Genomic DNA, 11,860 nt, shown 5'->3' with positions numbered 1-11,860 from the left:
CGTCCCGTTCCTCACCCGGACGTAGCACCAGCGTGCGACCCACCGCCCGGTGCGGGCATCGGGGTGTCCCCCGTGGTATACGGGCTGCGATAGGGGATCCCCAGCCTCGTGTCGCATATCAGTCGCCGAACATTTCGCGGAGCATCGCCAGCAGCTCGGCGCGCGTGCTCGCGCCCAGCTTGCCGCGGATCCGGGCGACGTGGTGCTCGACCGTCTTGGGCGCGATGTAGAGCTGCGCGCCGATCTCCCGGTGGGTGCTGCCACCCAGCACGAGCCGGGCCACCGTCACCTCGCGTTCGGACAGCCCACCGGCGGCCGCCGTCTCGTCCGGGTCGGACAGCTCCCGGGCCCGCTCCAGCAGCCGGCGGGCGGCGGTGGGATCGCCGGTCCGGATCGCCGCCTGCCCGGCGAGCCGCGAGGCCTCCCAGGGCAGCTCGGCGGCGTGCAGGTCCTCGGTGGCGCTGAGCACCGCCTCCGGCTCGACGCGTCCGTCGAGCACGGCGGCCCACTGCGCGGCGGCGGCCCACTGCGCGGCCGGCCGCTCCGTCACCTCGGCGGGCGATCCGGCCGCCTCGGCCGGCCCCACAGTCCCGGCCTGCGGCTTGACGATCTCGGCCAGCCTCCCGGCTACCTCGCCCGCGGCGTCGGTGTCCTCGGTGCCGATCGCCATGTGCAGGCGGATCCAGTGCAGCGACACCGACCAGGTGACCGGCCGGCCCAGCCCCGCGATGATCCCGTCCAACAGATCGAGCACCGGCTCGACCCGGGCGGACCGGCGCAGCCGGGCGGCGGCCACCGCCAGCTCCTCGATCGCCTCAACCTGCCAGAGATCGACGGTCCGGCGAGCGAGCAGCGGCTCCACGCCGGACCAGGCCTCCCGCAACCCGGCGATGTCGCCGCGGCGGCGGGCGATACCGGCCGCCAGCGCCGCCCGCAGCAGCCGCTCGCGTCCGGGCGCCTCCGCGGTGATCGGAGTCCGCAGCTCGTGCAGCGCGGTGTCATAGCGCCCGGCCCGCATCCGTGCCCACGCCAGCAGCAGCCGATGCCGTTCCTCGGCGACCGGCCCGCCGATCCGGGTCGCCAGCGCGCGGGTGAGTAGGTGCTCCGCCGAGGCGACGTCCCCGGCGGCGACCGCGACGACGGCGGCGACCGCGTGCGGGGTGTCCGGCAGAACGAGTGCGGGGTTCGCGCGCTCGACCACCTCGGCCGCCTCGATCAGCAGCGGCAGGGCAACCGCCGGCTGCGCGGACGCCAGCGCCCCCTCAGCGAACCGGACCAGCGCCGCCGGATGTGTCCCTTGCCCGGCTCGGACAACCTCGCTCGCCCGGTCGGCCTGGCCGACGCCTACCAGGGAGGGGACCGCGAGCATCGGTCCCGGCGCGGCGGCGCCCAGCAGCAGTTCGGCCGCCCGCGCCGCACGGCCCTGATGCGCCGCGACTGCCCCGGCCACCAGTGTCATTCGGGCGTCGCCGGGGGAGTCCGCGTCGACCGGCAGGCCGAGAAGCGCGCTCGCCTCGGCCCGGCCCGCGATCAACGATGCTGGGTCGGCACCCGCGTCCGACGCGTCGTCGAACCAGCCGGCGGCGGCCGTCGGGTCGGCGAAGCGCAGCCGCTCGCCGGCCGCCCGGTAGACCGCCCCGGCCGCCGGCGTCGCGGCCCGGGCGGCCCGGAGCTGGCCGGCCGCGACAACCGGATCGGCACCGGTCGCCATTAGAGCACCGGCCACCGCGTCGTGGACGCGTCGCCGCGAAGCGGCCGGTAACTCGTGCAGCACCGCGTCGGCGACCGCCGGGATCATCCGGTCGTCGACCAGCAGTCCTTCGTCGTGCAGCGTCCGCAGCGCGGCGGCCAGCGCGTCAATTTCGAGCCCCGCGGCCCCCGCGAGCACATGGTCGCCCAGGTCGAGCCGCAACGCCAGCACCCGGGCGGTGGTGACCACGCCCTGGTCGAGCACCGCGAAGCGCCGCTGCACCCGGGCCAGCAGGGCGGGCGGGGTGACACCGGGCGGTGCGGTCGCGAGGGCGGCCGCCACCGCGGGCATGCCCGCCGACGCCGCCAGCACCTCCGCGGCGATCTCCGGGGACACCGGCCGGCCGGTCACCGTGGCCACCAGCACGGCGACCCCGTCGTGGTCGAGCGGGGCCAGAAACTCCACCCCGCCCGTCGCGACGGCCGCGTCGAGATCGGCCAGCTCGGCCCGGTCGATCGTGGGCCGCCGGGAGATCGCCATCGGCACCCCGCCGTGGGCGGCCGCGGTCAGCTGCCGCAGCGTCGCCGCGTCCAGGCGGTGCGCGTCGTCCACGATGGTCAGTTGATCTTCGTGGGGTGCCGGCGGGAGGGCTCCGGCAAACCAGATCGCCGGCCCGTTCGCGGCCGTGGCGAGCTGGCGTAGCCGGTGCGTACGACCGGCACCGTCCACACCGACCACGGTGGTCACGCTCAGCTACTCTACGCGAGCCGAGTGATCACCTTCTTCGATGAACCCGCCCAGTCGAGAACGAATCCGCCGACGCACTCTGGACTTTCGCCGCTTTTCGCCCGCCGATCCGGCTAAGCATCCCGCACTGTGAGAGGGGCAACCCGCATCGTGGACGAGCCTCCACACTGGACAAAGCATTTGTACCACTTCACGGCCTTTGGCGGCCGTGACCAAGCCTAAGAATCGAGACCTTGGAGAGTTGCGCCCACATATCGACCACAACTCTCCAAGGTCTACACCAGACGCCCCGAACGGCGGATGGCCGGGTGGCTGAGGGTCATCGCCTGCGCCGGAGGGTGTTCGAAACGGGACAAACCTGCTCGGCCGCGTCCGCTGGCGGAGTCGCTGCCCCTGGCTGTCGCGCCGCCGTTACTTGTGGCGCCGGCGGCGGCCACCCCGATACTCCGCCACCACCAGCTCGGTCAGCTCCTCCAAGGACGTGTCGCGGGAGCGCTTGTCGAACGTGATCTCGCCGTGTTGCAGCAGGTTCACCCGGTCGCACACGTCGAGCACCTGCGCGTAGTTGTGGGCGATGATGATCACCGACACCTCGCCGCGCTCCTTCAGATCCCGGATCAGGTCCAGGATCATGGTGCCCTCTTTGGCGCCCATCGCGGCCAGCGGCTCGTCGAGCAGCAGCACCTTGGCGTCCGAGTAGACCGACCGGGCCACCGCGATCGCCTGCCGCTGGCCGCCGGAGAGCTTCGCGACCTCCACGGTCACGTCCGGAAGATCCACCCCCATGTCCTTCAAGTGCTCCTCGGCGCGGCGGCGCATGGTGCGGTTGCTCAGGAGCGGCCAGCGTACGAGCTCGCGGTTGAGAAACATGTTGTGGTAGACGGACAGTTCGTTGACCAGGGCGAGGTCTTGATAGACGGTGTCGATGCCGAGCGAGCGCGCGTGATCGACGCTGCGGAGCACGACTTCGTCGCCGTTGACGAAGATCTGCCCAGCGTCCGGCCGGTGGTAGCCGCAGATGATCTTGATGAGGGTGGACTTGCCGGCGCCGTTGTCGCCGATCAGCCCCAGCACCTCGCCCTTGCCCACTTCCAGGTTGATCTCGCGCAGCGCGGTGAGGGCGCCGAACCGCTTGGCGATGCCGGCGACGCGCAAAGCAGGCGTCGTCAAACCAGGCGTAGTCATGTTCTTCCCGCCCTCCGCAGGCGCGACAAATACTGGTTCGCGATCATCGAGACCAGGATCGCCAGCCCGAGGATCAGGTAGATCGTGTTGGCGCTGTAGCCGATGAGGTTGAAGCCGTTCTGCAGTTCGGCCAGCACCAGCGCGCCCAGGAACGCCCCGATGATCGTGCCGGAGCCGCCGGCGAGTGCGGTGCCGCCGATGACCGCCGCCGAGATGGCGTAGAAGGTCAGCGTGGTGCCGCCGCCGATGTTCGGGTCGATGGTGTTGATCCGGGCGGCTTCCATGATCCCGACCAGGCCGCCCAGCGCCGACGTGATCATGAAGTTCCCGATCTTGATGCGCGATGCCCGGATGCCCGCCTCGGTGGCGCCCACCGGGTTACCGCCCACCGAGATCGTGTGCAAGCCCCAGCGCATCCGGGTGAGGACGACGTGGAAGATCGCCACGATGATCAGCGCCCACGTGATGCTCGCCCACGGACCAGCGCCGATCCACGTCTGGAACCGGCCCTTCATCTCCTCCGGAATCGGCACCGGGTAGGCGTGCGAGGTGATCAGCAGCAGGCCCTGGATCGCGAAGAAGGTGCCGAGCGTGACCACGAACGACGGCACGTGCAACTTCGTGACGATCAAGCCGTTGATCAGCCCGATGCACGCGGCCAGGGCGATCGCCAGCGGGAATGCCAGCAGCACCGGCACCGAGTAGAAGTCGATCGCGAAATGCAGCAGGAACGGGGCGAACGCGGCCACGATGCCCACCGACAGGTCGATCTCGCCGCTGACCAGCAGCAGAACGATGCCCACCGCGACGATCGCGGTGGGCGCCGTTGCCTGGGCGATGTTCACAATGTTGTCGCGGCTGAGGAAGGCATCGGTCGACGCGCGGAAATACAGCATCAAACCGATGGCCACCAGCAGCACGCTCGCCTCGCGGCGGCGGAGGAAGCCGTCGAGCAGGGTCCGGCCGAGGGCCGAAACCTTGCCCGAGGTGGCTTCCTCCGCTGGTTTTTCCGTACGCGACGCCGTGTCAGCCATGCGCGATCGGACCAGTCTTGGGCACGAGAACCTTGTCGGTCGTCGACCCTTCGTACCGCGACTTGGTGTTCTGATACGGATCCACGTTGTCCTTGGTCACGAAGAGTAGACCGGTGTTCGTCTCACTCGGGAACAGCAGCCCGCCCGACAACTTGTAGAAGTACAGATAGAGCACCGGTAGGAAGCCCTGCAGGTACGGCTGCTGATCGATCGTGTAGTCGAGGTTGCCCTCCTTGACGCCAGCCAGCGACTCCGGGATCAGGTCGAATCCGCCGGCCACTTTGAGGCTCTTGGAGCGCATGTTGTACTTCTTGACGGTTTGCCCGACGGCGGACGTGGAACCCGCGTCCACGGCCAGCATGCCGGCGACGTTGGGGTGCCCCACGGCGTACGCGTCAATGATCGAGAGGCCCTTGGTGACGTCGGCGTTCGTGGCGACCGGCGTGAACGTGATCGGTTTGCCGGAGTCCTTGAAGGCCTGCGCGCAGCCGTCGATGCGGGGCTGAATGTTGAGCGCGCCCGGCGTCGCGATAAAGCCGGGCACCTCACCCGAGGACACGAGCTCCAGTGCCCGCTGCCCGAGTGAATAGCCAGATTCATAAAGACCCTGGCCGATGTACGCCAATCGGTTCGTCCCCGGGTCACCACGTGCTCCGTCGGCGTTGTAGGACACCACCGGAATGCCTGCGTCGAGGGCCTGATTGACCGGCGCGTTGAAGGCGTCCTTGTCGACGACTGCGATGGCGAGGCCGTCGACCTTGGCGCTGATTGCCGTATTGGTCGCGTTCACCATCTCGGCGACGATCGAGTTCTGTGAGCCCGTCCACTGCGGCTTCTCGATCCCGAGCAATGTCGCGGCGTCCTCCATCCCGTACTGCGTGGGGGTGAAGAAGGGGTTGGTGGTGACGTGGTTGACGAACGAGAACTTCCACTTGGGCGTCTCCGGGAAGTTACCGATCGCGCTGGAGCTGGTCGACTTGTCGTTGTCGCTGCATGCGCTGAGCAGGGCTCCGGCGGCCAGCGAGGCGCTGAACATCCCGGTGCCGGACAGCAGCCGCCGCCGGGACACCGCATTCATGTTCAGCGTTTCGACGGCCTCCTCGACCTTCGGGTGAACTTTGGACATGTCATCCCTCCCCGAACTGGTAGATCGTCGTGGAGCGGAACACCTGCCCGGGCCGCAGCACGGTGGACGGGAAGTTGGCGTGGTTGGGCGAGTCCGGGAAGTGCTGCGTCTCGAGCGCGAGACCGTCACCCTGGCGGTACGACTTGCCGCTCGTGCCGTACAAGGTGCCGTCGAGGAAGTTGCCGCCGTAGAACTGGATCCCCGGCTCGGTGGTGTAGATGTCCAGCGTGCGGCCGCTGTCGGCGTCCGAGAGCCGGGCGGCGAGCTCGAGCCCGTTGCCGTGCCGGTCCAGAACCCAGTTGTGGTCGTATCCGCGGCCGAACACGATCTGCTGGAAGTTGCTCCGGTTACGCGCGCCGATCGCGGTGGGCCTGGTGAAGTCCATCGGGGTGCCGGCCACCCGGTCGATCGCGCCGGTCGGGATCAGCGTCGAGTCGACAGGGGTGTACTTCGAGGCCTTGAGCTGCAGTTTGTGGTCGTCGATCGTGCCGGTGCCCTCACCGCCGAGGTTCCAGTAGGCGTGGTTGGTGAGGTTGAGGATCGTCGCCTTGTCGGTGGTCGCGTGGTAGTCGATCCGGATGCCCGCCTTGCTGGTCACCGTGTACGTGACGGTGGTCGTCAGCGTGCCCGGGTAGTTCTCCTCGCCGTTCGGGCTGACATAGGTGAGCTTCAGTCCGACGCTGTCCTTGCCGGTGATCGGGGTGGCGCTCCACACGCGCTTGTCGAAGCCGACGTTGCCGCCGTGCAGGCTGTTCGGGTCGTTGTTGATGTTGAGCTGGTACTTGACACCGTCCAGCGTGAACTGGCCCTTCGCGATCCGGTTGCCGTACCGGCCGATCAGCGCGCCGAAGTACGGCGAGTTGCCCGAGTCCACGTACCCGGCGAGGGTGGGGAAGCCCAGCGTGATGTTCGCGAGCTTGCCGTGCTTGTCCGGCGTCTCGACGGTCTGCAGGATGCCGCCGTAGGTGAGGATGCGCACGCGGAACTTGCCGTTGGTCAGCGTGTATCGGTCGACCGCCTTGCCGCCGACGCTGCCGAACGCCTCCTTGGTGATGGACGGTTTGGCACCGCCCGCCTGTGAGGACGACGCTCCGGCGAGGCCAAGACCGAGGCCGAGGACGAGAACGACCCCGGCGCGGACGAATGCTTTTGTTGATCTCACGTTGCCTCGTTTCCTTTTGGGCTGGACGCCACGCCGCCACGGCGTGGCGGAAGGAGCCTGCGTCGGCGCCTGTGGACACTCGGCGTACGACTCAGACGTGACCGGCTCGGGTGTCCGAGTGCGGTCCGGATAACGAGTACGCTGCGGACCGTAAGCACATGAATAGATCAATACCAATCGGCCGATCGACCGATCCCGCTGCGACGGTTAACGTGAACATGGCCCGGACGTGTGCATACGTCACCGAGCGTGAGAACGTGCGCAAATCACTCCATGATGGAGGGGTTGCGCGTCGGGTGGGGTGGGTGGCTCTATCGCGCGGGGCGCTGTGGCTGGTCGACCAGCCGGTCCGATGCGACGGCCTGCTCGGGCACGACGGCGGAGCCTTTGGCTGTGGCGGCGCCGGGGGTCGCGGCGGAGGCCGAGCCTTGGGCCACGGCGACGGCGTCGGGGGTCGCGGCGGAGGCCGAGCCTTGGGCCACGGCGACGGCGTCGGGGGTCGCGGCGGAGGCCGAGCCTTGGGCCACGGCGGCGGCGTCGGGCGTTGCGGCGGCGGCCGGGCCGGCGGTCACGGGGGAGGCCGAACCTTGGGCCACGGCGGCGGCCGAGCCGGGGGCCACGGCGGAAGCGGGGGCGGGGGCCACCGCGGCGGTGACGGCCGGCGGCCGCTCCGGGTTGGGCAGGGACGGGGCCCCGGCCACCCAGTCGGCGACGCTCAGGCCCCAGCGGCCGAAGCGGGCGTCGAAGCCGTCGGCCCGCCGCTCGGCCTTCTCCAGCTTCGCTCCCGAGTAGCGGCGGTCGGCCCAGATCGACTTCGGGCGGGCCAGGCGGATCGCGCCGACCCAGGCCACCAGCGGGACGAAGACGCCGATCACCGCCGTCGAATACTTGCCCTTGCGGACGCAGATCAGCAGCACCGTGATGTGGATGACGGTGGAGATCGCGATGGCGATCGGCCCGGCGCCGGGCTCGGCGTTGGCCGAGAACGGGTTCATGCCGAGCAGGACCAGGCCCATCCCGCTGAGCGCGAGCGCGACCAGTTGCACGGACAGCTGCCCCTGCGGCGACCAGTACACGTCCTGCAGATGCAGAATCAGTGCAAACTCGTCAAGAATCAATGACGACCCCACACCGATCAATACGCCGGAAATCTCGCTGAACGGGCGGCTGCCGTTGACCGCGACCGACAGATAAGCCCCGATCAGGGTCAGGATGATGCCGGGCACCGCGTGGTGAATATGCACACCGCCGGAAACATTGTTACGAAACGGACCGCGCCCGGCCCGAATCAGCCGGGTGATCACCCGCGTCGTCACGAATGTGAGCAGGAAGGCCAGCGTCATCAGGAGGAACGGCAGCTGCCCGCTGGTCATGGATCCTCCCCGGTGACGCCGCTGCGATGCCGCCTCACCAGGCATCGAGCACTTCAGGTCACCGTACAGGAGCAGACCGTACCGAAGAACAGGCCAGCCGAACGCGACGACTCGGTGGCCCGCCGAGTTCATTAGCCAGGCGAATCAATCGAGGTATAACTCGCCCTCCCGGCCGCCCGTGAATCACCGTGAGAATCGTCCTCTTTGGTGGGCGGAATGGCCGGGCAGAACGCAAGCCGGAGCGATTGAGCACCAGGACGCCGGAAGATTCAGCGATGACCCGGGCTATCGCACTTCCACGGATCGTGCTGACCTTTCCGGTACTCGGTCAAACGATGATTGCGGCCGGGTTCGCGGTGGCCTCGGCGGTGGGCGGCGACCGGTCCCGTTGCGCGGGCGGTGTGGAAGCACCGGCCAGCTAAGTCATCGGTGCACTTCACGCCACACATATCCGACATTTCCGGTGACCGGCATGCGCGGGCCGATCGCTAGGCCGCGTGGGGGCGCGCCGACTGCCGGGAGCGGCGACGGCTGACCGCTTCGCGGCCGAACGGCGGTCGCGTCACGCGCGGCGCTTCCATTAGGTGGGACTCGCGACCGCATACTGAGACCGGCGACCACATCTTGGACCGCCGTCCACAATGTGGGACCGACCTCCATTGTGGAGCATTGTTTTGTCACGTAGCGCGGCTTTTGCCCAGTAGGATTTGCGGCCAGATGTGAACCTTGGAGAGTTATGGCTCGTATGTGGGCAAAAGTCTCCAAGGTTCAGAAAAAGTCCACGATGTGGTTGAGATATTCACGCAGTGAGAACGCGCGCCCCCGCGGGCGACACCACGACGATGTCGGCGCCGGGCGGTGGCAGCGTCTCGAACAGCGCCGCCGCTTCCTCGGCCGACGGCGCGGGCTCGAAGGTCAGGTTGCTCATGAACCGACCCAGCTCCGCAGGGCTCTGCGGCAGGTCGGTGCTCAGGCAGCTGAGCCGGGCTGCCATGGCGTCGCGTCGTGCGTGGTCATTGAGCGTTCTTTCGTCAGCGCCGGGGCGGGCGGCGCGGGCTGCGATGGCGTCGCGTCGTGCGTGCTCATGGAGCGTCCTTCGGTCAGCGCCGGGGCGGGCGGCCCGGGAAGTCGATGATGGGTGGGGTGCCGGGGCCCGGGCGGTTCGCGCGGCCGTTGCTCACCTCGATGACGACGACGCCGTTCTTGACGGTGCGGCCGCTCGGGTCGGTGCCCGCGGCGGTGCCGGCCGGGCAGGTCGAGTCGACGTCGTTGCCGACGACGGGGGAGAAGCCGGCGTTCTCCAGGCGGTTCAAGGCCCGGCTGATCGGGACGCACTCAACGTCCGGGATCGAGCGCTGGTCGCCGTACGCCAGCTTGCGGCTCTCCGGCCTCTTGAACTGGACGCTCGGCTTGCCCTTCATGTAGTCGGCCAGCGTGCGGTACACGGCCGGGTTGACCAGGTCGTGCCGCATGTGGTCGCGGTGGTTCTGGTAGTCCGGGTTGACCTCGTAGCCGGCCACCACCAGCGAGGTGGTGCCCGCGATCAGCGCCGCCGTGCGGTCGTTGTCGGTGGTGCCGGTCTTGCCGAACACCGGGTGGTCCACCACGTCGCGCACGATCGCCGCGGTGCTGCCCCCGCAGTTGCCGAGCTGGGCCGAATCGCCGACCGGGCAGCGGGTCGCATCGAGTGCCGTGCGCGCCACGTCGACGCTGGTCGCGCGTACGCAATGGGGCTTGCCGATGTCGAGTTTGCCGCCGTCGCGGGTGGTGATCTGCTCGATCGGGGTGGGCTGGCAGTACATGCCGTCGCCGGCCAGCGTCGCGTACGCGTTGGCCATGTCGAGCGGGGTGGTCGCCGAGACGCCGAGCGTGAACGCGCCCCACTGATGCGAGTTGCCGTCGGCGGCCAGCTTGGCGTCCTCCGGCGAGCGGAACTGGATGCCGAAGCGCTTGGCGACCGACACCGCGTTCTCGGCGCCGACCCGTTCCTCCAGCGGCACGAAGAACGTGTTGATCGACTTACCGAAACCGGTCCACATGTTGTAGACGCCCGCGCTGCCGCCGCCCGAGTTGCTCGGGCACCAGAAATGCGTGCCGGGACAGGCCGAGTCGTTTGAACTCTCAATGATATATTTCGACTTATACCGATTTTCGGCTTTTATCGTGTACGCCAGTGGATAGCCCTGCTCCAGCGCCGCCACCATGGTGAACATCTTCATCACCGAGCCGGCCTGATAACCCGTGATGTCCCCGCCACCGGACATCAGCGGGTTCGTCGTGTTCGGGTACGAGCCGCGGATGCCCTTGCGCGCCTTCGACGGATCCGAGTTGATTTTGTTCTGCGGCTTGCTGATGTTGTCCAGCTTGTACCGGCGGTTCGTCGCCAGTAATCGCACCTTGCCGGTGCCGGGCTCGACGGCGGCCAGCAGGATAGCGTTCTTGTTCTGGTCGGAGATCTGCTGGTTGACCCGCTTACGGGCCGCTTTCTGCGCGTTGAGGTCGAGCGTCGTGACGATCGAGTAACCGCCGCCCTTCAGCAGCCGCCCACGGTCGAACGTCGACGAACCGAATTCTTCCCGGCCGATCCACCAGCGGTAGAAATAGTCGCAGAAGAAGCCCCAGTCGTTGACGGCCACCGAGACGCAGCCGTTGCCGGTCGGCTTGACCTGGCGCGGAATGGGCTCTTTCTGCGCCTTCGCCGCCTGGGCCGGGGTGATCATGCCGAGTTCCGACATGCCCGTGATCACGTACGCGTTCCGGCGTTGCAGCAGCTCCTTGTACCCGTTCGGGGTGGTCGGGTCGTACGCGGACGGCGCCCGGACGATGCCCGCCAGCATCGCGGCCTGCCCGATGGTGAGGTCCTTCGGCTTTTTGTTGAAGTAGACCTGACTCGCCGCGAAAATTCCGTACGTGCCCTTGCCGAACGGCGCGATGTTCAGATAGCGCTCCAGGATCTGCTCTTTCGTCAGCTCCTTCTCCACCTGCAGCGCGTATTTCATCTCGGTGAGCTTGCGTTTCGCGGTGTCCTTGGTGGCGTCGACGACCTCTTGCGGCCTGGTCGACGAGTACGCCAGCGACATCCGCACCCACTGCATGGTGATCGTGGACGCGCCCTGTTTCGACTTGCTGCCGTTGTTGTTGACCAGGGCGCGCGCCACGCCTTTGAGATCGACGCCGTTGTGCTTGTAGAACTCGCGGTCCTCGGCGGCCACGATGGCGTCGCGCATGTACGGTGAGATCTCCCGGAACGGGACGTCACTGCGGAACTCGTCGTAGAACTGGGCGATCTGCGTCTTGCGGTCCGCGCCGTACACCCGGGTGACCTGGGGTGAACTGAATTCCTTGAGCTCGCTGGGCAGGCTCGCGAAAGCGTCGTTGCCGGCTTTCGACGCGAGCCCGGACATGGCGGCGAACGGGAACACGGCGCCGGCCACGACGACCCCGGCGAGCAGGCCGCACAGCAGCAGCGAGAACACGTTGAAGAACACGTTGTGATCTCTTCGGCGCATCCAGGACCCCACCCGCACAGCACCACCATCCGTG

At 68.2% G+C, this 11,860-nt stretch carries 8 protein-coding genes; all 8 read right to left on the bottom strand.

The features are described 5' to 3' along the window. Positions 1–118: 118 nt before the first annotated feature. The 8 genes from HH310_RS00560 to HH310_RS00530 all read right to left on the bottom strand — a co-directional run bounded on the left by HH310_RS00560 (position 119) and on the right by HH310_RS00530 (position 11,826). Entirely contained in the window at positions 119–2,443 is a 2,325-nt protein-coding gene (locus tag HH310_RS00560) for a helix-turn-helix transcriptional regulator (protein ID WP_169173785.1), read from the bottom strand. Between the two features lie 405 nt (positions 2,444–2,848). Beyond that, complete coding sequence (locus HH310_RS00555) at positions 2,849–3,622, bottom strand: ATP-binding cassette domain-containing protein (protein WP_211191594.1); 774 nt, start codon at positions 3,620–3,622, stop codon at positions 2,849–2,851. Then, positions 3,619–4,656: an ABC transporter permease gene (locus tag HH310_RS00550; RefSeq protein WP_169173362.1), complete on the bottom strand. Its 1,038-nt coding sequence runs from the start codon at positions 4,654–4,656 to the stop codon at positions 3,619–3,621. The genes HH310_RS00555 and HH310_RS00550 overlap by 4 nt, the downstream gene beginning before the upstream one ends. Beyond that, positions 4,649–5,782: a sugar ABC transporter substrate-binding protein gene (locus HH310_RS00545; RefSeq protein WP_169173361.1), complete on the bottom strand. Its 1,134-nt coding sequence runs from the start codon at positions 5,780–5,782 to the stop codon at positions 4,649–4,651. Before HH310_RS00545 ends, HH310_RS00550 begins: the two co-directional genes overlap by 8 nt. Position 5,783: 1 nt before the next feature. Then, the gene (locus HH310_RS00540) at positions 5,784–6,944 is read right to left on the bottom strand and encodes an aldose epimerase family protein (protein WP_169173360.1); all 1,161 of its coding nucleotides are present in this window, start codon (positions 6,942–6,944) and stop codon (positions 5,784–5,786) included. Between the two features lie 311 nt (positions 6,945–7,255). Next, positions 7,256–8,317, bottom strand: a complete 1,062-nt coding sequence (locus tag HH310_RS43055) for a hypothetical protein (RefSeq protein ID WP_211191593.1) — start codon at positions 8,315–8,317, stop codon at positions 7,256–7,258. 799 nt (positions 8,318–9,116) lie between these two features. Continuing rightward, positions 9,117–9,245 (bottom strand): hypothetical protein, encoded by a 129-nt coding sequence (locus tag HH310_RS44635; RefSeq protein ID WP_282438357.1) that lies wholly within the window; start codon positions 9,243–9,245, stop codon positions 9,117–9,119. Positions 9,246–9,417: 172 nt separating this feature from the next. Continuing rightward, positions 9,418–11,826: a transglycosylase domain-containing protein gene (locus tag HH310_RS00530; RefSeq protein ID WP_169173359.1), complete on the bottom strand. Its 2,409-nt coding sequence runs from the start codon at positions 11,824–11,826 to the stop codon at positions 9,418–9,420. Positions 11,827–11,860: the final 34 nt, after the last annotated feature.

This window comes from Actinoplanes sp. TBRC 11911 (genome assembly GCF_012933445.1).
In the GTDB taxonomy this organism is placed as follows: domain Bacteria; phylum Actinomycetota; class Actinomycetes; order Mycobacteriales; family Micromonosporaceae; genus Actinoplanes.
This window is presented reverse-complemented; position numbering and strand designations above follow the sequence as displayed.

What these genes read in the sequence shown, in the direction of transcription:
- HH310_RS00555 (WP_211191594.1), bottom strand. Translation starts at nt 3,622, where the DNA reads ATGACTACGCCTGGTTTGACGACGCCTGCTTTGCGCGTCGCCGGCATC.
- HH310_RS00550 (WP_169173362.1), bottom strand. Translation starts at nt 4,656, where the DNA reads ATGGCTGACACGGCGTCGCGTACGGAAAAACCAGCGGAGGAAGCCACC.
- HH310_RS00545 (WP_169173361.1), bottom strand. Translation starts at nt 5,782, where the DNA reads ATGTCCAAAGTTCACCCGAAGGTCGAGGAGGCCGTCGAAACGCTGAAC.
- HH310_RS43055 (WP_211191593.1), bottom strand. Translation starts at nt 8,317, where the DNA reads ATGACCAGCGGGCAGCTGCCGTTCCTCCTGATGACGCTGGCCTTCCTG.
- HH310_RS44635 (WP_282438357.1), bottom strand. Translation starts at nt 9,245, where the DNA reads ATGAGCAACCTGACCTTCGAGCCCGCGCCGTCGGCCGAGGAAGCGGCG.
- HH310_RS00530 (WP_169173359.1), bottom strand. Translation starts at nt 11,826, where the DNA reads ATGCGCCGAAGAGATCACAACGTGTTCTTCAACGTGTTCTCGCTGCTG.